The organism is Hoylesella pleuritidis (assembly GCF_963541955.1).
In the GTDB taxonomy this organism is placed as follows: Bacteria; Bacteroidota; Bacteroidia; order Bacteroidales; family Bacteroidaceae; genus Prevotella; species Prevotella pleuritidis.
In genome coordinates, this window is the sequence record NZ_CAUTUT010000017.1 from 1 (window position 1) to 24,337 (window position 24,337).

Genomic DNA, 24,337 nt, shown 5'->3' on the forward strand with positions numbered 1-24,337 from the left:
AGAAAAAAGTGGGGAGGTTAGGCCTGGCCTATATGAGAGAGAGAGAGAGAGAGAGAGAGAGAGAGAGTAGCAAAATATTTGGAATTACCAAATAATTCAACAATTTTTTGCAGGAAAATTTCCCGTTTTCCTGTGCTCCACTTATTCCTTTATTGTATAAAGTAAGATGTTGCTGATCGTTATATCTCTCTAATATATTCAATAGCCATTAGTTAAAATGTAGATGCAAAGGTAATGGAAAAGTTTGAATTGGGCAAGAAAATGCACAGAATAATAAAATCACAATCATTCAAAATACCTTTAAGTTGCACATAGAGTTAACTATTATAATTCCAAGGATTCTCCAAAAATAACTTGGATTTTCTAACCCGTAAAATAATATACGGATATACTCAAAACGATTTTCTGTATTTTTTGGCTTACCGTCGTATAGCTCGGAACTGACAATAGTTGGTTGACGTCGATTATTCCCTCGTATTTCTTCAAGGATTTTCAAGGGAATGTCCAGCAATATGATATAAACCCAATTTTTACTTTCGACAATGGAAACAAAGAAACGGCATTTGGGTAGATACACTTCTATCCAAGTACCGTTGTCTTATAGTCCCTGTTATATTATGGCTGATTAGTGTAAAAGGTAGTTTTTCCAAGCGATGAAACGCTTTATGAGTATCTGCCGTTACCAATATTGTGTCTGTTATTATCCCTAAAAGGCGATGTATGAGCGGGACTTAGAAGAACAATTACTAATCGACTAAGAGTCCTGAACCGTTCTGCAAGGGACGGTTTAGAGCCTTCCGGTATTCTTTATATCAGGCAGAAGGATACATGTGGGGCAGTTATCCTTTTCCTTTTTTCTTTGGAAACAGCCTCATATTCTGAGAGAGACGTCCTGAAGCAAATTCGGAAGCAGTGGTTGAAGGTGGAACGAGAATTGAAGCTCAAGAGATACTCATCTCTCTCGGCGTATGGAGTCGGCGTGATTTGTTTAGTGCATTTTGGGTGGGAAGTGCAAGGATAAATAAAGGATTGTATTCTTTTTATTTTGAATGTAAAGCGTAAGGCGATCGGTTAAAGGTAGTTTTCGTGTGTTTTTAATACTCTGTGTGGCATATCACCGTGGGCTAAGAGCTCTATGGGACATCCGAAGTGTTCTTGGAGCTCTTTTTCAGGAATCTCGGTACAGGCGTGGTAATGCAGCATTCGATTGACACAGGCCACATCTTTCACGTTTTGGAGAATAGTTCCGATGTCGTGACTCACAATGATAACGGCGCAATCGCGGTTGATCGTGCCGAGCATTTGGTACATTTGTTCCTGGAAGCGCTTATCAATGTAAGTATTCGGCTCATCAAGTATTACAACTTCGGGACGTGATACGATGGCACGTGCCAAAAGAACGCGCTGTAATTGGCCCCCGCTTAATATCCCGATGGAGCATTTTTTCAGACTTTCAAGTTCCATCTTGCGAAGGGTTTCGCATACTTGTTCGTGTTGACTGCGGGTATAAGGGCGCAGAAATCTCTTCTGCCGACTGAGTCCCGACAATACGACTTCATAGACAGAGATGGGAAAACGACGATCGATGGCATTGTATTGAGGCAGATAACCCATTGTAATCTCAGGTACTGAACGTCCTTCTCGCAAGTAAACGACTTGCCCCGAAACTGGTTTCATCAGCCCGAGAATGATACGGATAAGGGTTGTTTTGCCGCCTCCATTAGGGCCGATAATACCGAGAAAGTCGTGGTCGAAAACAGTCAAAGAGACGTCTTGCAGTGCAATCTTCTCGTCGTAAGCAGCTGTAACGTGTTCGAGTCGGATAATGGGTTGCATCGCTTTATTTCAAGAGTTCGGATATTTGCACCATTTGCTTATCCCAAAAATAGCTCAACGGATTGATCTCTAAGGGGCGTATTTCAAGCTCTTTGGTGATGATATCAGTATCGCGGTTGGCGAATTCCTGTTGAATGAATATTGTCTGGATATTCAGCTGTTTAGCCGTTTTTAAAAGTTGCTTTAATTGTGCAGCCGAGGGTTCGCGTCCCTCTTCTTCGATCGGAAGCTGGATGAGATCGTATTCTTTAGCAAAATAAGTGAGCACAGGATGATAAATGATAAACTCTTTGGCACCGCTTTTTTTTAGATTAGCACGTATGGTCTTGTCTGTTTGTTTGATTTTGGCAAGCAATCGTTCATAATTGGTTCTGAAATAGGCACTATCCTGTACGTCGACCGACATTACCGCATCGTAGATATTGCGTGCAATGATTTGGGCATTGGCACAACTCATCCATGTATGAGGATCTTCTACATTGTTTATATTGCTGATGGGGGCAATACCGTCTGATGAGTCTATGATAATGGTATGCGGTGCATTGTCAGTGAGTTTTTTCATCCACGTACGTTCAAAACCGATACTTCCTACCTTTATATATATATCGCTTTCGGCCAAATCCATCATTTGTCGAGCTGTGGGTTCATAAGTCTCGGGATTACTGCCGTTGGGAACCATCGTTACCACTTTGTATTTATTACCCACGATTTGGTTGACGAAAAAACGAAGTGGTTCGATGGTCACGGTGATCGTGTGTGGTCCTTCGCTCTTCTGAGGGCCGCACCCGATGAGTGTCAGTGCAGTCAATACAATGAATATATATTTTTTCATATCTTAAAAGAACAAACTTACTCCATAAATTAATAGAACATAGCGCACGATTTTACCTAATGTGACACTTGTAAAAGTGATAATGGCATTAGCCCTCATTAATCCTAATGAAACGGTGATAGCGCTTCCGATGACAGGGAGGAAAGCGAAGAATCCCATCCAGGCGCCGCGCCCAGCCATAAATCGTTCGGCCTTGTCAAGGCTTTCTTGTTTGACGTGCAGGTATTTCTCGACCCATTCGGGCTTACCCAAACGTCCGATTCCGTAGTTGAACATCGATCCTGCCACGTTGCCTATGGTTCCGTAGAGCGCGAGTTGCCACGGATTAAGACCAGCTGCCATTAATCCGAGCATTACAGCTTCGCTACTGAACGGGAGTATGCTGCCTGCTAACAGCGCCGATGTCAGCATTCCCCAATAGCCGTAGTGAATTAACAGGTCGATCAATGCATCCATAAGTTGTATGCGGTTATGCCGATTGATAGCCCGATAATGCCGTAAAAGGCAATGTTTGTCAATCGGGTGCGTGTTAGGGCGATGAAATGGGCGATCAGTGGAGCTGTATTGACAATCAGAATACGCATCAGTATATCAAAGTGTCGAGGTTGCAGAAGGATAAAGACAGCACTACTGATACTCATTGCGATGAAAAGTTCGTAGAGCATTCGTGTACGAATTTTGTCAGCATAGCTGTTGCGTAGATAGTGGATGGTACCTATCGCAGTCATCAGAACAATGTAGGCGAAGGTCACAATTTGATGCTCGGTGACAGCAGAATAGTCGAATAGCGGTTGAAACTGTATTATATTCGTGAAATGTTGAATAAATTTGTCTATCTCATCGGTATAAATATAGTAACCTCCGACAAACCAATAAGGTGCGATTAATCCTAAAACGGAAGCCCAAAATGTTCGATTGCTGAATGCGAGGATATTAACAGTCAGTAGAATCCATAAAATTGGAATGAAGAAAATAATTTGGATAAATACCGTCGAAGCGATTCCGATGCAGAGAAAAGCATAAAATACGTGTCCGGAGGCTTGCTTATTTTGGTAAGCATAGAATAAAGCTGTGTAGCAACCGATGATGCATAATTGCACGATTCCGCCCTCAATAGACGTGAATAAAATATTGGCTGCTGATACCAAGACAAGAAAGGTACTGGAAACCATACGGCTGTAAATACGAATCAACGAGTTGGTATTATTCAATTCGATGACAAGATAAGTAGAAACAATCAGCAGTATCATCTGAATCCACAACCTATCGCTGATAAGTCGGCAAGCAAAACATACGAGAATCGCATACACTGCCGTTATCGGTAATGTAAATCTACTTTCTGCTATCTTATTTTGCATTCTTTTATATACCATCGCTTCTTTGTTATAGTCAGGCCGATAAATCTTTGAAAAAGGATGGGAATCGTCTCGTAAAAACTCTTTTGGTCTGTTACTTATAAATCTTTTCCGATGTCACCGCGGAAGTATTTGCCCTCGAAATCAATCTTTTCAGCCACGGAGAAGCTCTTTTTCAGAGCCTCGTCTTTGTCTTTCCCGTAGCTGCTTATTGCCAATACACGTCCGCCGTTGGTAACGAGCCGACCATCTTTAACGACTGTTCCGCTGTGGAAAACAATGCTGTCTCCCGCTCCGTCAAGACCGGTAATGGGATATCCCTTTGTATATTGCTGCGGATAACCGCCGCTTACAAGCATTACGGAGACAGCTGCGCGATGGTCGAAAACCACTTTTCGGCGGTCGAGATCTCCTTGCGCAATGCCTTCAAAGAGATCGACGATGTCGCTTTTGAGTCTTAACATCACACTCTCTGTCTCGGGATCACCCATCCGACAGTTGTATTCGATAACCATCGGATTACCTTTCACGTTGATCAAACCAAAGAAGATAAAACCTCGATAATCAATCTTCTCCTCGGCAAGTCCGTCTATCGTAGGACGGATAATGCGTTCTTCAACTCGTTGCAGCCACTCTTTCGTAGCGAAAGTAACTGGCGAAACACTGCCCATTCCACCCGTATTGAGGCCTGTGTCGTGCTCGCCGATACGTTTATAGTCTTTGGCTTCGGGCAGGATCTGATAATGTCGGCCGTCGGTTAATACAAACACCGAGCACTCGATACCGTCTAAGAACTCCTCGACGACTACCTGTGCCGAGGCGTCTCCAAACTTTCCGCTGAGCATTTTACCTAATTCGGCCTGGGCTTCGGCCAATGTCGGGAGGATGAGCACGCCCTTACCGGCACACGGACCATCGGCTTTGAGCACGTAAGGAGCCGTTAGCGAGGCAAGAAAAGCTCGCCCCTCATCGAGAGTCTGGCTATTAAACGTGCGATGTTTAGCCGTTGGAATGCCGTGTCTTTGCATAAAGGCTTTGGCAAACTGTTTTGAACCTTCGAGACGGGCACCGCTTTTCGAGGGGCCGATTACAGTGATATGAGCTGTCTGGGGATCGTTCTTGAAAGCGTCGCGAATACCGTTTACCAGCGGGTTTTCGGGTCCGACAACTACCATATCAATGTTATTTGCCACGGCAAAAACTTTCAGTCGGTCAAAGTCATTCACTTCGATGGGCACGTTCTCACCCACTTCGGCTGTGCCGGGATTGCCCGGCGCGATGTAAAGGTGATCTATCTGCGGGCTCTGTGCTATCTTCCAAGCCAACGCGTGTTCGCGCCCGCCACTGCCCAACAATAGTATTCTCATTGCATTTATTTTAAATAGTCATCGAAATATTGTGATATTCGCTCGTGGAGATGCGTACTTTGGTGACCTCGCATATTGTGAGGCTCACCGGGATAGACGAAGAAATCGGGTTGTGTACCTACCTGAATACACTCTTGCAAGAAATTGAGCGCGTGCTGAGGAAGTACCACCGGATCATTCATTCCTATGATAATTTGCAACTTTCCTTTTAAGTTCTTGGCTTTGGGAAGCAAACTGCTCTCGGCGAAACCTTGTGGATTGCTCTGCGGAGTGCCCATATAGCGCTCGCCATACATCGCCTCGTACCACTTCCAATCAATCACAGGACCACCTGCAACACCTACTTTGAAGACCTCGGGATGGGTTGTCATCAAGTTGGTGGTCATAAAACCGCCGAAGCTCCAACCGTGAATACCCATCCTACTGGTATCTACATAGGGCAACGATTTGAGATATTCCACACCCCGCATTTGGTCTTTCATTTCCTCAATACCCAGATGATGGAAAGTGGCTTGCTCGAAATCACGCCCGCGGTTGCAGCTGCCCCGGTTGTCGAGAATAAAGAGCAGATAGCCCTTTTGTGCCATATAAGTCTCCCAACCTCGACTCCAGTAATGCCAACGAGCTTCTACATTGCGTATACCCGGACCTCCATAAACGTATATAATAGTAGGATAGCGCTTTTGGGCATCAAAGTTTACGGGCTTCACCAACCGATAATAGAGGTCGGTTTTTCCGTCGGCGGCCTTGATGGTACCGCACAAATATTCCGGTACTTGGTATCCCAGCCACGGGTCTTCAGCTTTGAAGTAAGACAAGCTCTTGCCTGTTGCTACATTGATAATATCAATATTGCGAGGTATGTCAGGTGTTGTGAAATTGTCGATAATCCAGTTTCCCATCGGCGATAATGCCAATTTATGGCCTCTATCGGACTCATTGATATTGGCGTGACAACCCTTTCCGTTATCAAGCAAGCGTCGCTTACCAGTCTGAATACTGACGGCGAACAGGTTATTTTGTATCGGATTGCACTCGTTCGATAAGATGATGGCCTCTTTCCGAGTTCGGTTGAACCCCATCAAATCAAGTACGAGCCACTTGCCGGCAGTAAGTTGCTTTAGCTGTCGGCCTTTGATGTTGAACAAATAGAGGTGTTTGAATCCATCTTTTTCGCTTTGCAGAATAAATTTAGAGGCATCCCAAGGCAAGAAAGTAATCGGATTGACGGGGTGAACATATTTATCACTATGCTCACGGTATAACGTTGAAACTCGATTTCCGGTCGTTGCGTCGTATGTATCAAGTGAAAAGTCGGTCTGTTTGCGGTTGAGTTCGATGAGGTAAATCAGCCGGTTATCGGGACTCCAACAAATATTCGTGAAGTAACGATCACTCGGATCACCTGTATTGAGATAGATCGTACGACCCGTTTTCAGGTCGTAAACGCCTATTTTAACTTGATGTATAGGTTCACCTGCCATCGGATACTTCTCAGGTTGGAGCATAGCAATGCGTGTGTTGATATCTACTAACGGATAGTCTGTAACCATACTCTGGTCCATCCTATAAAAAGCGAGCTTCTGTCCGTCATTGCTCCAGAATGTACCTTTATATATACCGAATTCGTCGCGATTAACAACCTGACCGTAAACGATGTCTCGACTGCCGTCGGTAGTGAGTTGGTGGGTTTTGCCCTTAGCGTCGGTGAGATAGAGATTGTGGTCTTTCACGAATGCCACGGCACGTGAAGCGGCATTCCATTCGGCGTGTGTTTCGCCGATGCAAGGTTGACTCCAAATGCACTTCTGTTGTTTCCAGTCGAACAAGATACGGTCGGTACCGTTGCTGATGAGTACTAATGGTTGATCCGGATAGGGGAATGTGGCATTATAAAGTGAGTTGAGCTTACGACCGTCAGTAGTCTGACAGCCGTGGTTATTTAGAGTCTCGACCGTAAAAAGCAGCGATTCTTTGCCCGTTTTCTTGTCGATAAGACAGCAATGGTCATAGTCTGTGCGTATCAATTCGTCGCCCCACCACGCCGTGTAGCGGTTCTTCGGCACCATATTGTGATAATTGTTGCCGCCGAAATTGAGGTCTTCAAGTGTGAATTGTTTCTGAGCTGATGCAGTCATAGCGATAAACAGGAACAGGATTAGATTCTTAGTCTTCATCATCTTCATATTGTTTATAGTTTTTCCCCTTGTTGTTTTCATTGCTACGACGACCTCCCCGTCCGGTAAACTTGCTGCCTTTGTAAGCTGGTTTGCTACCTGTGCGCGCACCTCTCGATCGGTCTGTCGGTCGTCTTTCACGTCTTTCGCTCCGTTCCCAACGGTTCTCGCGATTATCTTTACGCTCTAACGAATGGAACGTAAACGACCGAATATCAGCGTTTTCATTCTCTTCCTCCTCATTGAGACGCTTTTTGAATTCGCGATTCTTTTTGAATCGGTGCTTCTCTGCCATTAGTTTACGTTCCTCTGGTGACTTGACTACGCCGCCTTCACTGCGGAATTCCTTCAATTTTCCATCGAAAATAGAGTATTTCCGGAACTCACATTCCAACGAACCATTGAATACCGGAATCTTGATCGATGGTTTCAGACCGATCTGTTCAAAACATTCCTCACGATAACTCAGTATCCACGCGTCGTTGTTCATAAACTGATGCTTGAGCCGTTCACCAATCATTTTGTAGGTTCCGAGTAGATTTGGCGTTGAGATTCGCTCTCCGTAAGGTGGATTCATTACGATAATGCTCTTCTCGGTAGGCTTTATAAAGTTCTTGAAGTCGGCTTGTTTAATGGTAATATCATTCGTTAGGCCGGCTGCTCTTATATTCATTCGAGCCGTGTTGACTGCTTTAATGTCGATGTCATAGCCGTAAATATGATGCGAGAACTCGCGTTCCTGAGAGTCATCATTATAGATTCGGTCGAAGAGTGCAGCATCATAGTCGGGCCATCGTTCAAAAGCGTACTCCTTTCTAAACACGCCCGGACTGATGTTTCGTGCTATCAAAGCGGCCTCAATGGGGATAGTGCCCGAACCGCACATTGGGTCTATGAAGTCGGTCTCACCCTTCCAGCCCGTCATCAAGATCATACCTGCGGCCAAAACTTCATTCAGCGGTGCTTCCACTGACTCTTGCCGGTATCCTCGGCGATGCAAAGACTCACCGCTGGAGTCGAGACTTATTGTAGCATCTTCGTCTGCAATGTGAATGTGGAGACGCATATCAGGATTAGAAACAGAGATGTTCGGACGCGTACCTGTATGTTCTCTGAATTGATCGACGATAGCATCTTTCACCTTGTAAGTAACGAATCGGGAGTTGCGAAATTCTTCTGAGTAAACCACTGAATCAACGGAAAAAGTCTTGCCTTTCTCTATATACAGGCTCCAATCTATTTTTTTGATTTCCAAATAGACGTCATCAGCTGAGCGAGCCTTGAACTTTTTGATCGGCTTTAAGATGCGAATGGCAGTGTGTAATTGGAAGTTGGCACGATACATTATTTCTTGATTGCCGGTGAAAGACACCATTCGGCGCCCGATCTGTACATTGTTTGCCCCCAGTTGGGTAAGCTCTTGAGCCAAAACTTGCTCTAATCCCATAAACGTTTTGGCAATGAGTTCAAATTCCATTATTGTGGTTTGTATGTTAAAAGTGTTTGTTTCAGTCTTTCTTAAACTTCTTAGTGTCGGGCTCCAAATCCTCAGTTACCTGCAATGCAGAGAATGCATCAATGGTCTTGGTCAATGTTTGAGTCAAACTCCTCATACTTATTCAAGCCCGTGTATCAATTATTTTGCCTACAAAATTAGCAATAATAATTTAAAAGTAGATAATTATCTATGTTAAATTGACAATGTTTAAAGATGAATAAAGTAGAGAAGTGAAAAGGTAAAAAGATCGTTTACGGCAATGCCGGTATTTCTTCGTTTTTTCACTTCTTTATTCTTTTATTTTCAATTAACCGTTAATTGCTTTACGAAAAGACGTTAAACAGCGTGCGTTTAACCGTTAAGTGCAGTGCATTTAGATGTCTTTTGTAGAACTGATTATATCTGATTGATTTACAGTAATATACAGGTAATATCTCTTTTGATTTTCAACCTTGAATTATTTTTCGGTGAGTGGGTGTAGCAGTGGAGGATGAACGATGAGAGATAAACGATGAAATCGTGAACTGTAAACCGTTTATATAATAAATACGGTTCTGAATCTTGTCATATAAGAGTGATAAAATAATGAATTGTCAACTTTCAATTGTCGACTCATAACTATTTTCATTTCCGGCGTGCAACTTTCTTTGCCGTTCTGTCGTCTAACATTCAAAAACTTAAAAACAATATGAATATGAAACGATATGTTTTATTTTTCACAGTCGCTGGTTTGTCATTGGGACTCACGTCGTGTTTTCAGAATTGTCGGGCGATGGACAACGGTCCTGTCGTTACCAGCCAGAGAAAGGTCAGTCAGTTTGAAAAAATCGAATCAAGTGTGCCCTATGATGTGTTTTATACACAGGGAGAGAAATGCAGTGTGAAGATTGAAGGTCCCGAAAAGTTGGTGAAACGCATTGCGACCGAGTCAGATGGAACAACGTTGAAGGTGTATTTCCCAATTCGTGAAACATTCCATTTCGGTCGTAACTGCGGTAATGTGGAAATCTTTATAACCTCACCTGATGTGACGAATCTGGTATTACGAGGTTCGGGAACACTCACTGTAAAAGGTAAGATAGATAGCGATACGCTCAATCTTCATCTTCTCGGCAGTGGCGATATGATTGTTCCGGATATCATTTGTGATCGTTTGATTACTTATTTACAAGGTAGCGGTGATCTTACAGTTAAAAAAGCACAGGCCGTTATATCACAGGTGAAGTTATTGGGATCAGGTGATCTGAATGTTGGTCAGCAGAATGTGAGAAATACCAACATCTCTCTTACCGGTTCGGGTGATATTAATATGCGTATGACGGGCTGTAAAGCGGTATCGTGTAAATTGATCGGATCCGGCGATATCAAGTTGACCGGCAACGTGGCGACACTCAACCAATCAGTGACAGGTTCGGGTGATATTGACGTCTCGAATTTAAAGGTGGGACGATAAATTGCAGGCGGGCAGATAGGCCTATATATTTTATTGACTCTGGGCTTATTAAAGTTCAGTCAATAAAACAAAAATGTAATGAAAAGTTTCCCCTTATCATTCAGAATATGTAACTTTGTAGCGCAATAACTGACAAGCAACAATTCTGAATGAAATATGCAATCATTGCAGCAGGTGAAGGCTCTCGTCTGGCTCGTGAAGGTATTTGGGAGCCTAAACCGCTGGTAGAAGTTGGGGGAGAACGACTGATTGATCGGCTGTTTCGGATTTTCACAGCCAATAATGCCGATGAAATCGTTGTAATATGCAATGATCTTACGGCCCTCGTCAGTCAATATTTAGAGAAAATTCAACGCCGTGGTTTAAATGGACTACGCGTTCCTTTGCGGTTCATTGTCAGGACAACGCCGAGTTCGATGCATAGTTTCTTCGAGTTAAGCGGACTTCTTGGCAATGCACCTTTCATATTAACGACTGTTGATACAGTTTTCCGTGAAGAAGAGTTTGCCACTTATGTGGCTGCGTTTGAGCAGACTTTGGCTGACGGGAAAGACGGTCTTATGGGCGTGACAGGCTTTATCGACGATGAGAAACCGCTTTATGTGGCAACCGATGAAGCGCTCAATGTCACGGGATTCTATGATGATAAGGTGCAGAACTGCTGTTATGTCTCGGGTGGAATTTATGGACTGGGCCCTGATGCAGTGGAGACACTGCAGCGATGTATAGCCAACGGCGAGAGCCGGATGCGTAATTTTCAGCGCGGATTGATCAGAGATGGTCGCCGACTGAGGGCTTATCCTTTCAGTAAAGTGTTGGATATTGATCACGCGGATGATATTTCGAAAGCCGAAAGATTCTTAATCGAACTGTGAGCGGATGCGATCCGGGAGAAGAATTATTGCCGTGAGGCGGACTGAGAGATTCTCACCTAACTCCGTGGAGAATGACCGTGCCATCTTGCAGGCTGTTATCGATCGGCTGGGTAGTGACATCCCGATGATTGACGAGGAAAGACTTACGACCGCAACGACCGCTGACGTTTTTCTGTCTATGGGTAGATTGCCTCGCACAACAGCTTTGTTGCGTAAACAGGAAGCAAGTGGGGCCATAGTCATTAACCGTAGTGTGGGCGTAGAAAACTGTGTGCGGAGTCGGCTTGATGCGCTGATGCGCGCTGAGAATTATCCAATGCCGCCGCTGACGAGTCGTTCTGGCTATTGGCTTAAACGCGGAGATGCAGCGGCAGAGTGTGCTGACGATGTTGTGTTTTGTCGTGATGAGACTGCTTTGGAGATTGCTCGTAGGTCGTTTGCGGACCGCGGTGTGGTAGATGTTGTAGTGAGTTCGAATGTTGAAGGCGATTTAGTGAAATTCTATGCAGTATCCGGCGGCTTTTTCCGTTATTATTATCCGAGTGACGATGGGCAATTTAAGTTTGCCGTTGAACGACATAACGGACCCGCACATCACTATGCTTTCGATGTCGATAGATTACAAAGAATAGTGGATCGACTGGCCCATCGTATCGAAATTGACGTCTATGGCGGTGATGTGATCATCGATGCGAACGGACAAATGTATATCATTGATTTCAATGATTGGCCCAGTTTCTCACGCTGTCGTGATGCTGCAGCCGAAGCCATTGTGAATGATTTAAGTACGAAATGAGTAAATTCAACGATCTGTTACAGGCCTCTTTCAAGTCGGTTGATACCGAAGAGTGGCTTGATGTACACTTCACGCGTCCCATTGGATTGGTATTTGCGTTGTTGTGGAACAGACTTGGAGTGCATCCCAACGTGATAACCATTCTCTCGATTTTCCTTGGTGTGGGGGCGGGTGTAATGTTTTATTACACTGATTTTGTGCACAATATTCTGGGTGTAGTGCTGTTGATGTTGGCTAATTTTTGTGATTCGACCGACGGACAGATGGCTCGGCTTACAGGAAAGAAGACACTTGTGGGACGGATTTTAGATGGATTTTCGGGAGATGTATGGTTTTTCGCCATCTATGTGGCTATCTGTCTGCGGTTGCAAGGGCAACAGATGCCGGGCACCGATATCCATTGGGGTGTGTGGATATGGTTGTTGGCTGTCGTGGCAGGCTTGTTTTGCCATTCGCCTCAAAGTTCGTTGAGTGATTATTATAGACAAATCCACCTCTATTTCTTGAAAGGAAAGGCAGGTAGCGAACTTGATAATTCGGCCCAGCAACGTGCTATCTATGATAGTTTGGCCAAAAGAGCGCTTCTCGCCCGTGCTTTTTATTACAACTATTCGAACTATTGCAAGAGTCAAGAGCGACGTACTCCCCGGTTTCAGAAATTCTTCTCGGCTTTTAAAGTCAAGTATTCCAATATAGAAGACGCACCGGATGAGCTGCGCAAACGTTTTTTGGACGGCAGTCGTCCATTGATGAAGTACACCAATATACTTACGTTCAACGTGCGAGCTATTTGTATTTATATGACGTGTCTGCTCAATTTCCCGTGGATTTACTTGCTCATCGAGATGACAGTGATGAATATTCTCTATGTCTATATGCGTAAACAACACGAGGCTTTGTGTGTTTCGTTAAGTCGGGAGGTACTATGATCAAAGGGTATCTGTTCGATTACGGCGGCACATTAGACACGGCCGGCTGCCACTGGGGACAAATGTTGTGGCACGCTTATGAGCGACAGCGGATACCGATAACTAATGAACAGTTTCGAGAAGCCTATATTTACGGTGAGAGGACATTGGGGCGGGCACCCATTATACAACCTGATTACAGCTTTTGGAAGACACTCGACATTAAGATTCGCCTCGAAATGGAACATCTCTGTACGCAAGGTGCGTGGGAAGCGGACGAGCGTGAGTTTGCTACGAGACATCAAGCCGTACTTGACGATGTGTATCAGCGAGTGCAGGAGATAACCGCCCACAGTTGCGAAGTATTGCAACGGCTTGGCGACCATTATCCGATGGTACTCGTAAGTAATTTTTATGGCAATATAAAAAAGGTATTGCAGGAGTTCGGTTTCGACTCGCTCTTTAAACAAGTGGTCGAGTCGACCGTCGTGGGGGTTCGCAAACCTGATCCTCGTATATTCTTATTGGGTGTGAAAGCATTAGGTTTTCAACCGACAGAAGTGGCCGTGGTGGGTGACAGTTTATATAAAGATATCGGACCGGCACGGCAGATTGGGTGCCATACAATATGGTTTCGGGGTGAAGGATGGAGCGTGCAAAAGAGCGACGAGATTATCCCCGACCGTGTGATTACAGATTTATCGCAAATAGGATAACAGATGAAAAGATTGTTCAGGATATACATTACATTGTTGATTTGCGCGTTACCGGTGTCGGTCTCGGCGCAAACGATAACGGGCATTGTGACCGATGCGCAGACCGGCGATACACTGGCATTTCCCAGTGCGTCATATCACGGACATCAGGTGGCCGTTAGTGGCAATGGGTCGGGGCGATTCTCCATTGTGAAACACGTGGGATGGGTGCTCACAATCAGTTCAGTAGGATATAAATCTCAGTCAATTGTGGTACAGGAAAGTACACCCGACATAATGAATGTGCGCTTGAAATCGGATACGAAACAGTTGGCCGAGGTGGTGATCAAGCAAAAACGCGGCAAGTATTCACGTAAGAACAATCCTGCTGTGGAGTTGATGCGCCGTGTGATAGCCGCTAAGAAACGGACCGACTTAGATAATCACGACTTCTATCAATATAATAAGTATCAGAAACTGACGCTCGCTTTCAATGGCATTACACCTCAAGATTTGGACAGTGGACTAATCAGTAAACACAAATGGATGGCCAGTCAGATCGAGCTTTGCCCCTATAACAATAAACTGATATTGCCCGTTTCGGTAGACGAAACTGTCACACGCCATCTCTATCGTAAGAATCCACGGTCTAAAAAAGATATTATTACGGGGCAGAACACTACGGGCATCAATCAATTGATACAGACAGGGGACATCCTTAACACAATGATGAAAGATGTTTTCACGGATGTCGACATCTATGATGATCAAATCCGGCTACTGCAATATCCTTTTACGAGTCCTATCGGTAAAGATGCTATCGGCTTTTATCGCTATTATATTGAAGATACTGTGTATGTAGGTCAAGACCGTTGTTATCATTTGCAGTTTCTTCCGAATAATCAACAGGACTTCGGTTTCAGTGGAGAACTTTATATTTTAGCTGACAGCACACTGCATGTAAAGCAATGTAACCTGCGCCTTCCTAAGAAAAGCGATGTTAACTTTGTTGAAAATTTACAGGTAAAGCAAACTTATACCCGACTTCCCGGTGGCGAGTGGGTGTTGACGGTAGATGATATGATAGTCGAATTGTCTGTGGCGAAATTCCTGCAAAAGTTGATCGTTATCCGCACTACGCGTCTTAACGATTATGCTTTTGATGTATTGCCACATAAACTCTTTAAAGGAAAGGCCCGTGAACGTTACGAAGCCGATGCAATGATGCGTGATGAGGCTTTTTGGGACAGATATAGAACGGTTGAGTTGACTAAAAGCGAGTTGTCGATGAACGAGTTTGTTCATCGTATCGAGCAACTCAAAGGCTTCAAATACATTATCTTTGGGGCTAAGGCTTTGATCGAGAATTTTGTGGAAACAGGCTCTCCCAAGCATCCCAGTAAGGTGGATATCGGACCGATCAATACGATTATTACACGTAATTTTATCGATGGATTCCGCACGAGAGTCAGTGCACAGACTACCGCTAATCTCAATCCACACTGGTTTTTAAGCGGCTATTACGCACACGGTTGGGGTAGTCGTAAAGACTATTACAAAGCTGAACTTACTTATTCGTTTAATAAAAAGGAGTATCTTCCGCGTGAGTTTCCCAAACGCACGCTTACTTTTACATCCACGTATGACATCACTTCGCCCTCGGATAAATTCGTTCATACAGACAAGGACAATGTCTTTACAGCTTTGAAATGGGCCAAGGTGGACAAAATGATGTTCTACAATCGGCAACAACTCGCATTTGAGCGTGAGGAAGAGTGGGGCTTTAAGACGATGTTGAGTTTGAAAACAGAGGCTAATGAAGCAGCAGGTACGTTGTTTTTCCAACCTTTAAAGAATCCCGATCCACGGCTTTCGGATCTTATCTCTAATCTCTCCGATTTGGAGGCAGGCAGACTTTTGCATAACGGTAAGATTCGAACAACCGAGCTGAAACTGAAATTCGAGATTTCACCGGGCCGTACTTATATCAATACCAAGCAGCGTCGGATTCCGATTAACCTCGATGCACCTGTCTTCAGTATTTCGCATACGATGGGATTCAAAGGTCTTTTGGGCGGCGAATACGATTATAACGTGACCGAATTGGGCGTTTACAAGCGCTTTTGGCTGAACAGTTGGGGGAAGGTAGATACCCGAATCAAAGCCGGGGCACAATGGAATAAGGTGCCGTTCCCGCTTTTGATCATGCCTGCGGCAAATCTTTCTTACATCGTTAATGAAGAATCTTTCGGACTGATTAACAATATGGAGTTTCTCAATGACCGCTATGCCAGTATGGAAATGGAGTGGGATTTGAACGGAAAACTGTTCAATCGTATTCCGCTTCTGAAGAAACTGAAATGGCGCGAACTTTTGGGTGTCCGTTGTTTGTGGGGACATCTTACCGATAAAAACAACCCCACACTTGCACAAAATGCCTCAGATGGTGTGCTGATGCAGTTCCCTGACGGTTGCAATGTGATGGATCCACACCGCCCCTACGTTGAATTAGTAGCCGGTATACATAACATTTTTAAGATTCTTCACGTCGAATATGTGCGGCGAATGACCTATAACAACTTACCCACAGCACATAAACACGGTGTCCGACTGATGATGAGCGTTACGTTCTGATAATGGACAGCGAGACTCTTATTTCTCTCCGTGTTTCAGAAATATGATATCTACGTCTTCGGCCGTTATCAGACAACCTTTCGGCAATTCATCAAGTAGAGGTTTGATCGTGGCTAAGTAATCGCGGATTGGGTCTTCGTTATCAATGATTTCTAATGTTACAGGTACTTTTTCTGCGAAATCCCAAAATGAAGGCGCTATATAATCAGACGATGTTCCATAGCCCATTACACCTTTGTAAATGGTCGCTCCTGCAATACCTAACTCCCTTGCTGTGCGTGCTAAATACTCGTAAAGCGGTTCGCGTTTGTATCTGTCAGTGTTGCTCACATAAATTCTCAGCCGTTTGGCTCTGTTGTTTATTTCCATAGCATATTTTTGGGGTATTACGCCAACGTATAAATCAGGATGTGATACGTCAGTCTTGCGTGTAGAATCCTATTGTTCATCGGTGTTGAACACGAAGACTGACGCACTTGGTTTCATCTATTTCATTTTCGTTTGCTTGATTTTCTCTACATAAGCATCAATAACAGCCACGGCAGTAATGTTGACAATGTCGCGGACAGAGCTCTCGAAGTCAGTGAAATGAATAGGTTTGTTCAGTCCCATTTGAATCGGACCAATAATTTCGGCATCTGCATCCAAGGCTTGAAGCAGCTTATAGCTACCATTGGCACTGCTGATATTGGGAAAAACAAGTGTATTGACGTCGAGCCCTTTGAGGCGGGTGAAAGGATATTTGTCGTCGCGCAGTTCGCGATTGAGGGCGAAGTTTACTTGCATCTCGCCGTCAATGGCTAAATCGGGATACTGTTGCTGCAATTGGGCCACGGCATTGTGTACTTCCAAAGAACTGCCGTGATCGTCGGTTCCGAAGTTGGAATAGCTGATCATTGCAATGTGCGGTTCATCGTTGAAAAAGCGAACAGTGTGCGCACTGAGCCGCGCTACATCAATGAGAACATCCTGGTTGGGATGGCGGTTGATCAGCGTGTCGGCGATATAATAAGTTCCTTTCTTGGTATTGAGAATGTGCATCGTACCGAAGGTTTTGTAATCGGGACGGATACCGATGACTTCTTTGGCCACCTTGATCGTATTGGAATAGCGTGTGTAGAGCCCCGTGATGAATGCATCGGCTTCGCCGGTCTCTACCATCATCATTCCGAAATAGTTGCGTTCGTACATTTTGTCGTAGGCTTCTTGGAAAGTGTAGCCCTGACGAGCGCGTTTTTCAAAAAGATGTTTGGCGAAAGTGGCACGGCGACCCTGCTCTTGATCGGCTCGCATATCAATGATTTGGATATCGCTTAGGTCGAGTTTCAGGCGTTGTGCTTGCCGGCGAATGCGATCGGAATTGCCCAACAGAATAGGAAAACACATTCCTTCTTGCTTGGCTTGTACGGCAGCTTTCATCATTGTGGGATGTCCGCCTTCAGCAAATACCACGCGTTGTGGATGACGCCGAGCCGTATCGTGGAGCTTCTGTGTGAGTTTGGTTTCTTGTCCGAGCATCTGTAAGAGCGTACTCTTATAGGCTTCCCAATCCGTAATCGTGCGACGTGCCACGCCACTTTCTATCGCAGCTTTGGCCACAGCAGCGCTTACCTCTGTAATCAGACGTGGATCAACAGGCTTGGGGATGAAGTATTTCGGACCGAAAGTCAGATCATTGACGTGATAAACATCGTTCACCACATCGGGAACGGGTTGTTTTGCCAATGCGGCAATAGCCTGCACGGCGGCCATTTTCATCTCTTCGTTGATAGCTTTGGCGTGTACATCAAGTGCGCCTCGAAAGATATAGGGAAAGCCAATAACGTTGTTTATCTGGTTGGGATAGTCTGATCTACCTGTCGACATCAACACATCGAGCCGACTATTCACAGCATCTTCGTAAGAGATTTCGGGCACGGGATTGGCCAGGGCGAAGACAATCGGATTCTTGCTCATCGATTTGATCATCTCTTGCGTCAGAATATTGCCTTTTGAAAGGCCAACGAACACATCCGCATTCTTGATGGCCTCTTCGAGCGTATGCACGTCTTGCCGGCTCGTTGCGAATAAAGCCTTCTGTGAAGTCAGTTGCTTTCGCTCTTTCGTAATCACGCCCTTAGAGTCGAGCATTACGATGTTTTCTTTGCGGGCGCCCAGCGCACAATACATCTTTGTACACGAAATGGCTGCTGCCCCAGCTCCGTTGACCACAATTTTTACCTTCCTGATATCCTTTCCCGCCACTTCGAGTGCGTTCTTTAATCCTGCGGCCGAGATGATGGCAGTACCGTGCTGGTCGTCGTGCATCACCGGAATGTCGAGCGTTTTCTTCAATCGCTCCTCAATATAGAAGCATTCAGGAGCCTTGATGTCTTCCAAATTGATGCCGCCGAATGTTGGGGCGATTTTCTCTACGGTCTCGCAGAACTTCTCGGGATCTTTTTCGGCCACCTCGATATCGAAGACATCGATGCCGCCGTAAATCTTAAATAGCAGTCCTTTCCCTTCCATTACGGGCTTGCCGCTCATTGCCCCGATGTCGCCGAGCCCCAAGACTGCTGTTCCATTGCTGATTACGGCCACTAAGTTTCCCTTGTCCGTATATTTGTAAACATCATTGGGCGACTTCTGGATTTCGAGACACGGATAAGCTACTCCGGGCGAATAAGCCAGACTCAGATCCGTTTGTGTATGATAAGGTTTGGTGGGTTTGACTTCGATCTTTCCCGGTCGGCCATTCCGGTGATATTCAAGTGCGGCCTCTTTTGTTACTTGTACCATTTTCGAAATATTTTATTGTCGAATCGCAAAGTTACGAAAAAATGGCTTAACACATCCTTTTTTCATTCTTTTTTGTAACTTTGCACGACAAAAGATTGGGTATGCGGAAAACTGTTACACCGACGAAATATCGCCAAGAGCTGAAAGAGCGCATCTTGAAAACCGCTATGGCAGAGTTTAAGCAGCGTGGGGTCAAAGCGGTAAAGATGGATGATATTGCAAATAAATTATCCATTTCGAAGCGCACATTATATGAGGTTTATGCTAATAAAGAAGACTTACTTCTTGCTGGCTTGCGTCGGGAAGTGGAAGAAGAAGACGAGGCAATGCACTGTTTCTGTGAAAAGCCAGGGCTAAATGTTTTGGAGATATGCATTGAGTTTTTTCATCTCAAAATGCGAAAATTATCCGCCATCAATCCGCTGTTCTTTTCCGAACTGTATAAATACAGTCGAGTGGTGAACTTTTTACAGAAAAAGCACGAGCGGAACGACGAGCACGCAAAGATTATTTTTGCGCGGGGCATCAAGGAGGGAGTGTTTCGCAATGATTTCGATTACGACTTGATGATTCGCCTCAACAATACCGTGATGGCCTATGTTATGGAGGAGCAACTGTATAAAGAATATGGTATGGCAGGTATCTTCCGTAATGTCGTTTTGTTGTTTATGCGTGGTTATTGTACGCTGAAAGGTTTAGAGATTTTAGACCGTTCGTTAGAACGTTGGCCGGCAGATACCAATTACTTCGCTGTTAACGGCTAAATACACGGACCTTTTTTTCGCAAAAGTCCTTTCGCTTTCGACGAAAAATGAGTAGCTTTGCAGTGCTAAATCATATAATATGCATACGAGAGAAGAGAAACTGGAAGCTTTTGGACGTTTGTTGGATGTGCAGGACGAGTTACGCGAAAAATGTCCTTGGGACAGAAAACAGACCAATGAAAGCCTGCGTCCTAACACGATAGAGGAAGTCTTTGAACTGTGTGATGCTTTGTTGAAAGGAGACAAAATACATATCAGGGAAGAGTTGGGAGATGTGCTGGAACACATCATTTTCTATTCGATTATCGGTAGTGAGACCGGAGATTTCGATATTGCTGATATCTGTAATCACGAAGCCGACAAGTTGATTTCACGTCATCCGCATATCTATGGCGATGCGAAAGCCGACAATGTAGAGCAAGTTTTGCAGACATGGGAGCAGATTAAGCAGCTGGAAGAGAATGGATATAGACGTGTGTTGTCGGGTGTTCCCAATGCACTTCCGGCTTTGATCAAAGCTTATCGGATACAGGATAAGGCTCGGAACGTGGGATTCGACTGGCAAGATAAAACCGATGTGTGGGAAAAAGTGCGTGAGGAGTTGGATGAATTGGAGATAGAATTAAAGCGTGGAGACAAGGAGCGGTCTACCCAAGAACTTGGAGATTTCCTGTTCAGTGTCATCAATGCTGCCCGACTTTACCACCTGAATCCTGATAATGCACTTGAACATACCAACCAGAAGTTTATGGTTCGTTTCAATTACGTAGAAGATCAGGCTATCAAGGAGAATAAATCACTGAAAGATATGACGCTGACGGAGATGGATCGGTTATGGAATGAGGCTAAGAAAATGGAAAGAATTTAAATGAAATAAATCAATTGGATATGAAGAAACCAGCTCTTTTGATAGGATTTTGTATTGTACTCTCCGCTTTCTTCGGTTGCAAAGACACCAAGAATACGCAAGGTTCGAGTAATGGCTCGGATAGTTTGGGGGGTAAGGGGGCCTTTGCCGACTCGACCGTTTATGGTGTTTGCGGAGAAGAAACAGCAATGCATACGTTGCAACTTATCACGGATCAGGGTGATACATTGAGCTTCTTGATCAATGCGGACAATGAGGAACGTGTACAGGGCGGTTTGCTTGCAGGCGATCGAATGGCCGTTGTAGCCGGGAAAACAGTCGACGGAGAACGTACGGCGAAAGAAGTCATCAATCTGACAACGTTAATTGGTAAATGGACTAGTCTCGACAAGAATTTTGAGATACAAGAAGGCGGCAACGTAAAATCTTATGTAGAGGCTGAGAACAATCCTTGGACGGTGTGGAAGATATGCAATGGTAAACTGCTGTTGAATAAAGACACGTTCACGATCAATAAGTTGGGAGCCGACAGTTTGTACTTAGAAAATGAGAAAGGTATATTTTCTTTCAAACGCCAAAAGTAACGGTGGAATCATTCAAGGTTCATATTCTGGGATGCGGAAGCGCTTTGCCAACATTACGCCATAATCCGTCCTCACAGTTGATAGAGATTCGTGAGAAGTTTTTTATGGTCGATTGTGGCGAAGGTACACAGATTCAACTGCGCCGTTCTCGTACACATTTCAGTCGGATCAGTGCTGTTTTCATTTCCCATTTGCACGGGGATCATTGTTTCGGACTGATCGGACTGATCTCCACTTTCGGTATGCTGGGACGTACCGCACCGCTACACATTTATGCAACAGCTGAATTCAAACCGATGCTGGATGCCCAAATGGAGATGTTTTGCAGAGGACTTGAGTTTGAAGTCATCTTTCATCCCGTCAGCACTACATTGCATCAAACCGTTTACGAAGATAAAAGTCTCACGGTGGAGACAATCCCTTTGGACCACAGAATTGCCTGCTGCGGATACCTTTTCAGAGAAAAAGGCACATTACCGCACATTCGTCGGGATATGATCGACTTTTACCATATCCCTATCAGTCAAATCAATAACATCAAGAACGGAGCAGATTGGACGACGAACGACGGCGAGGTAATTGTTAACAGTCGACTCACTTATCCCGCAGCAGCTCCTCGTTCTTATGCCTATTGCAGCGATACACGTTATATTCCGACCTTATATAAATTGGTAAAGGGTGCAACACTACTCTATCACGAGGCTACTTACACCACCGAATATACCCGACACGCCAAGCAATATTATCACAGCACCGCTGCCCAAGCTGCTCAAGTGGCCCACGATGCACAAGTCGGTAGGTTGGTATTAGGCCATTACAGTGCTCGGTTTGACGATGAAACTGTACTCTTAAACGAGGCTAAAGCTATCTTTGAAAATACAATTCTATCGAATGAAGGTTTGGTTATTGACGTGAAAGAATAATTTATGTTAACTTAATGGGCAAAGAGTTATTGAGATAGTATCTGTTTTGGAGAAAATCAATTACATTTGCATAGAGTTTCAATAAGGTGCATCGCTTATGATCAGAAATATACTTATAGCAACGTTTTTTGTAACTTTATGGTTCGGAATCCCTGCAACAGCCGAGGCAGAACAAATAATTGAGGTTATGGATAATAATGTTCAGAAGGTCACAATATCCATAACCGAATCGACTTTACACATTACCGGAGCCAATAGTGAAGTTCTTAATGTTTATAACTTAGCAGGTGTTCGTGTGTTAAGTTTTAAAGTCGACGGTGCAGATAAGCATTATGAGCTCAACCTTCCGAAAGGTTGCTATATTCTGAAAATAGGTAAAGTAGTCCGTAAAATATCAATCCGATAGCTCACTTTGAAATCTTTCAGATATTTCTTCTTTTTTGTTTTCGTGGTGTTTACATTAGTATCGTGTCGCGAAAAACAAACAAATCCCAATCATAATTTATCCTTAGCTGCTTATGAAGATATGCAAGTAACCGAATTCAGGATGAATCCACATCTCATACGGGCAGCTATTGGTAGATTGGCTACGGTTGACAAGGACTCTATGACGGCCGACTTCAAAACCAAAAAATACTACTTCCGTCACAGCCCTTTCCTGTGGATAGATCGCCACGGAGTTGATTACAGAGCTGATACATTGCTTGCTTATCTCCGTCAGGTGGATAAAATGGGATTCAGTTCGGAACGATTTCGTGTGCAGCAAATTACACAAGATCTTGACAGATTACGTAGATTGCAAGTCGGTCAGTCTATTAATACGATATTGGCGCGCCTTGAATACAATCTTACCAAAGCTTATCTGCGTTATGTGATAGGGCAACGTTTCGGCTTTGTTAATCCAAAATACGTTTTTAATAGGCTTGACATTTACAAGCAAGATTCGTTAAACATCTCTTATCGTGGTCTTTTTGATATCGGAATGGATCGTCCTGGTCCTAAATTTTACCACACGGCACTGCGCAAGATCAGTGCAGACAGCGTGAGCGAGTATTTAAAAGAAATACAGCCTCGTAATAAGTTGTACCATCGTTTGATAGCAGTGCTTAACAGCAATGATGTTTCTCTTGCCGGAAAAGAAAAACTTTTGTGTAACATCGAGCGATGTCGGTGGCGTTTGAATGACTCTCCCGATCGTCATTCAAAATATGTATGGGTCAATATTCCGTCATTTCATCTGTTGGCAGTAGACAACGACAGCGTACTGTCTATGCGTATCGGATGTGGATCTATGGACACGAAGACCCCACAGTTAACAAGTTCTATCAATCGGATGGATGTCAATCCACAATGGGTTATACCGCGAAGTATTATTGAGCGGGACATCATTCGCCACGCAGGAAATAAAAGATATTTCGACGAACGGAGATTTTTCGTTCGTGAACGGCGCACAGGAAAACGGATAGATATTGCCGGTGTGACTCCTGCGATGCTTCAAAGCAAAGATTATTTAGTTGTCCAGGAAGGTGGCGAAGGCAACTCCTTAGGACGAATCATCTTTCGTTTCAACAACAATTTTTCCGTTTTTCTGCACGACACTTCATCCAAAGACGTTTTCCGTCAGGATAATCGCGGTGTGTCTCACGGTTGTATTCGTATAGAAAAACCGTTTGAATTAGCAGTCTTTTTATTAGATAACAAGGACGCAGAAATCATTAATAAAATTCGTTATTCAATGGAGGCAGATGTCAGCAATATCAGACATCAATCGGAAAATGCGGATAGGAAGTCTCCCAAGAAAGTCTTGGACCGTTCCCGATTGATTGGAAGCCTACCGTTGAAAACACCTGTTCCGTTATTCATTACTTATTATACGATTTATCCATCACCCCAGGGCACATTGCAAGTGTTCAACGATGTATATGGTTTCGATCGTGTAATTTATAATCATCTGCGCAATTACAGATAATCATTCCGATAACATCAGACGA

Annotated in this window: 21 protein-coding genes; 12 read left to right on the forward strand and 9 right to left on the reverse strand. The window is 44.3% G+C overall.

Annotation, left to right across the window (positions count from 1 at the left end):
• Positions 1-1,071: 1,071 nt before the first annotated feature.
• The 7 genes from RWY97_RS07885 to RWY97_RS07915 all read right to left on the reverse strand — a co-directional run bounded on the left by RWY97_RS07885 (position 1,072) and on the right by RWY97_RS07915 (position 9,044).
• On the reverse strand, positions 1,072-1,836 hold the full coding sequence (locus tag RWY97_RS07885; protein ID WP_314740439.1) for a metal ABC transporter ATP-binding protein: 765 nt from the start codon (positions 1,834-1,836) through the stop codon (positions 1,072-1,074).
• Between the two features lie 4 nt (positions 1,837-1,840).
• Entirely contained in the window at positions 1,841-2,668 is an 828-nt protein-coding gene (locus RWY97_RS07890; protein WP_315566518.1) for a metal ABC transporter solute-binding protein, Zn/Mn family, read from the reverse strand.
• Positions 2,669-2,671: 3 nt separating this feature from the next.
• Complete coding sequence (locus RWY97_RS07895) at positions 2,672-3,124, reverse strand: YqaA family protein (RefSeq protein ID WP_315566520.1); 453 nt, start codon at positions 3,122-3,124, stop codon at positions 2,672-2,674.
• Positions 3,112-4,026 (reverse strand): hypothetical protein, encoded by a 915-nt coding sequence (locus tag RWY97_RS07900; RefSeq protein ID WP_314079672.1) that lies wholly within the window; start codon positions 4,024-4,026, stop codon positions 3,112-3,114. Before RWY97_RS07900 ends, RWY97_RS07895 begins: the two co-directional genes overlap by 13 nt.
• Positions 4,027-4,121: 95 nt before the next feature.
• Positions 4,122-5,390 (reverse strand): phosphoribosylamine--glycine ligase, encoded by a 1,269-nt coding sequence (purD, locus tag RWY97_RS07905; protein WP_315566521.1) that lies wholly within the window; start codon positions 5,388-5,390, stop codon positions 4,122-4,124.
• 5 nt (positions 5,391-5,395) lie between these two features.
• A complete protein-coding gene (locus RWY97_RS07910) occupies positions 5,396-7,570 on the reverse strand; it encodes a S9 family peptidase (protein WP_390883285.1) in 2,175 nt (724 codons plus the stop codon).
• The gene (locus RWY97_RS07915; protein ID WP_314740446.1) at positions 7,557-9,044 is read right to left on the reverse strand and encodes a THUMP domain-containing class I SAM-dependent RNA methyltransferase; all 1,488 of its coding nucleotides are present in this window, start codon (positions 9,042-9,044) and stop codon (positions 7,557-7,559) included. Before RWY97_RS07915 ends, RWY97_RS07910 begins: the two co-directional genes overlap by 14 nt.
• Positions 9,045-9,759: 715 nt before the next feature.
• On the opposite strand from RWY97_RS07915, the gene RWY97_RS07920 reads away from it, so the two are divergent.
• The 6 genes from RWY97_RS07920 (at position 9,760) to RWY97_RS07945 (ending at position 16,426) form a co-directional block, all read left to right on the forward strand.
• Entirely contained in the window at positions 9,760-10,518 is a 759-nt protein-coding gene (locus RWY97_RS07920; RefSeq protein WP_315566523.1) for a head GIN domain-containing protein, read from the forward strand.
• A 149-nt stretch (positions 10,519-10,667) separates the two neighbouring features.
• A complete protein-coding gene (locus RWY97_RS07925; protein WP_315566524.1) occupies positions 10,668-11,393 on the forward strand; it encodes an NTP transferase domain-containing protein in 726 nt (241 codons plus the stop codon).
• Positions 11,394-11,424: 31 nt separating this feature from the next.
• Complete coding sequence (locus tag RWY97_RS07930; protein ID WP_390883286.1) at positions 11,425-12,189, forward strand: ATP-grasp domain-containing protein; 765 nt, start codon at positions 11,425-11,427, stop codon at positions 12,187-12,189.
• The gene (locus tag RWY97_RS07935) at positions 12,186-13,118 is read left to right on the forward strand and encodes a CDP-alcohol phosphatidyltransferase family protein (RefSeq protein ID WP_315566526.1); all 933 of its coding nucleotides are present in this window, start codon (positions 12,186-12,188) and stop codon (positions 13,116-13,118) included. The genes RWY97_RS07930 and RWY97_RS07935 overlap by 4 nt, the downstream gene beginning before the upstream one ends.
• Positions 13,115-13,813, forward strand: a complete 699-nt coding sequence (locus RWY97_RS07940) for an HAD family hydrolase (RefSeq protein ID WP_315566528.1) — start codon at positions 13,115-13,117, stop codon at positions 13,811-13,813. The genes RWY97_RS07935 and RWY97_RS07940 overlap by 4 nt, the downstream gene beginning before the upstream one ends.
• A gap of 3 nt (positions 13,814-13,816) precedes the next feature.
• Positions 13,817-16,426, forward strand: coding sequence for a DUF5686 family protein (locus RWY97_RS07945; RefSeq protein ID WP_315566529.1), 2,610 nt, complete (start codon positions 13,817-13,819; stop codon positions 16,424-16,426).
• Positions 16,427-16,444: 18 nt separating this feature from the next.
• Here RWY97_RS07945 and RWY97_RS07950 read toward each other — a convergent pair whose 3' ends face one another.
• Both RWY97_RS07950 and RWY97_RS07955 read right to left on the reverse strand, forming a co-directional pair.
• Positions 16,445-16,795, reverse strand: a complete 351-nt coding sequence (locus RWY97_RS07950) for a DUF190 domain-containing protein (RefSeq protein WP_024992309.1) — start codon at positions 16,793-16,795, stop codon at positions 16,445-16,447.
• Between the two features lie 117 nt (positions 16,796-16,912).
• The gene (locus RWY97_RS07955) at positions 16,913-19,207 is read right to left on the reverse strand and encodes an NADP-dependent malic enzyme (RefSeq protein WP_315566530.1); all 2,295 of its coding nucleotides are present in this window, start codon (positions 19,205-19,207) and stop codon (positions 16,913-16,915) included.
• Positions 19,208-19,308: 101 nt separating this feature from the next.
• On the opposite strand from RWY97_RS07955, the gene RWY97_RS07960 reads away from it, so the two are divergent.
• The 6 genes from RWY97_RS07960 (at position 19,309) to RWY97_RS07985 (ending at position 24,315) form a co-directional block, all read left to right on the forward strand.
• Complete coding sequence (locus tag RWY97_RS07960; protein ID WP_024992311.1) at positions 19,309-19,971, forward strand: TetR/AcrR family transcriptional regulator; 663 nt, start codon at positions 19,309-19,311, stop codon at positions 19,969-19,971.
• A 79-nt stretch (positions 19,972-20,050) separates the two neighbouring features.
• Complete coding sequence (gene mazG / locus RWY97_RS07965; RefSeq protein ID WP_315566532.1) at positions 20,051-20,839, forward strand: nucleoside triphosphate pyrophosphohydrolase; 789 nt, start codon at positions 20,051-20,053, stop codon at positions 20,837-20,839.
• A gap of 20 nt (positions 20,840-20,859) precedes the next feature.
• Positions 20,860-21,423 carry a lipocalin-like domain-containing protein gene (locus RWY97_RS07970; protein ID WP_315566533.1) on the forward strand — a complete coding sequence of 188 codons (564 nt, stop codon included), beginning with the start codon at positions 20,860-20,862 and terminating at the stop codon, positions 21,421-21,423.
• Between the two features lie 2 nt (positions 21,424-21,425).
• The gene (locus tag RWY97_RS07975) at positions 21,426-22,346 is read left to right on the forward strand and encodes a ribonuclease Z (protein ID WP_315566535.1); all 921 of its coding nucleotides are present in this window, start codon (positions 21,426-21,428) and stop codon (positions 22,344-22,346) included.
• A gap of 187 nt (positions 22,347-22,533) precedes the next feature.
• Positions 22,534-22,752: a T9SS type A sorting domain-containing protein gene (locus RWY97_RS07980; protein WP_315566537.1), complete on the forward strand. Its 219-nt coding sequence runs from the start codon at positions 22,534-22,536 to the stop codon at positions 22,750-22,752.
• Positions 22,753-22,872: 120 nt separating this feature from the next.
• The gene (locus tag RWY97_RS07985; protein WP_315566539.1) at positions 22,873-24,315 is read left to right on the forward strand and encodes a L,D-transpeptidase family protein; all 1,443 of its coding nucleotides are present in this window, start codon (positions 22,873-22,875) and stop codon (positions 24,313-24,315) included.
• The last annotated feature ends 22 nt before the right edge of the window (positions 24,316-24,337 follow it).

Bases quoted from the DNA above. Each gene is read 5' to 3' on its own strand.
- purD (WP_315566521.1), bottom strand. From the start codon at position 5,390: ATGAGAATACTATTGTTGGGCAGTGGCGGGCGCGAACACGCGTTGGCT.
- RWY97_RS07890 (WP_315566518.1), bottom strand. From the start codon at position 2,668: ATGAAAAAATATATATTCATTGTATTGACTGCACTGACACTCATCGGG.
- RWY97_RS07960 (WP_024992311.1), top strand. From the start codon at position 19,309: ATGCGGAAAACTGTTACACCGACGAAATATCGCCAAGAGCTGAAAGAG.
- RWY97_RS07945 (WP_315566529.1), top strand. From the start codon at position 13,817: ATGAAAAGATTGTTCAGGATATACATTACATTGTTGATTTGCGCGTTA.
- RWY97_RS07970 (WP_315566533.1), top strand. From the start codon at position 20,860: ATGAAGAAACCAGCTCTTTTGATAGGATTTTGTATTGTACTCTCCGCT.
- RWY97_RS07895 (WP_315566520.1), bottom strand. From the start codon at position 3,124: ATGGATGCATTGATCGACCTGTTAATTCACTACGGCTATTGGGGAATG.
- RWY97_RS07915 (WP_314740446.1), bottom strand. From the start codon at position 9,044: ATGGAATTTGAACTCATTGCCAAAACGTTTATGGGATTAGAGCAAGTT.
- RWY97_RS07950 (WP_024992309.1), bottom strand. From the start codon at position 16,795: ATGGAAATAAACAACAGAGCCAAACGGCTGAGAATTTATGTGAGCAAC.
- RWY97_RS07985 (WP_315566539.1), top strand. From the start codon at position 22,873: ATGCAAGTAACCGAATTCAGGATGAATCCACATCTCATACGGGCAGCT.
- RWY97_RS07980 (WP_315566537.1), top strand. From the start codon at position 22,534: ATGGATAATAATGTTCAGAAGGTCACAATATCCATAACCGAATCGACT.
- RWY97_RS07940 (WP_315566528.1), top strand. From the start codon at position 13,115: ATGATCAAAGGGTATCTGTTCGATTACGGCGGCACATTAGACACGGCC.
- RWY97_RS07885 (WP_314740439.1), bottom strand. From the start codon at position 1,836: ATGCAACCCATTATCCGACTCGAACACGTTACAGCTGCTTACGACGAG.
- RWY97_RS07935 (WP_315566526.1), top strand. From the start codon at position 12,186: ATGAGTAAATTCAACGATCTGTTACAGGCCTCTTTCAAGTCGGTTGAT.
- RWY97_RS07910 (WP_390883285.1), bottom strand. From the start codon at position 7,570: ATGATGAAGACTAAGAATCTAATCCTGTTCCTGTTTATCGCTATGACT.
- mazG (WP_315566532.1), top strand. From the start codon at position 20,051: ATGCATACGAGAGAAGAGAAACTGGAAGCTTTTGGACGTTTGTTGGAT.
- RWY97_RS07925 (WP_315566524.1), top strand. From the start codon at position 10,668: ATGAAATATGCAATCATTGCAGCAGGTGAAGGCTCTCGTCTGGCTCGT.
- RWY97_RS07955 (WP_315566530.1), bottom strand. From the start codon at position 19,207: ATGGTACAAGTAACAAAAGAGGCCGCACTTGAATATCACCGGAATGGC.
- RWY97_RS07920 (WP_315566523.1), top strand. From the start codon at position 9,760: ATGAAACGATATGTTTTATTTTTCACAGTCGCTGGTTTGTCATTGGGA.
- RWY97_RS07900 (WP_314079672.1), bottom strand. From the start codon at position 4,026: ATGCAAAATAAGATAGCAGAAAGTAGATTTACATTACCGATAACGGCA.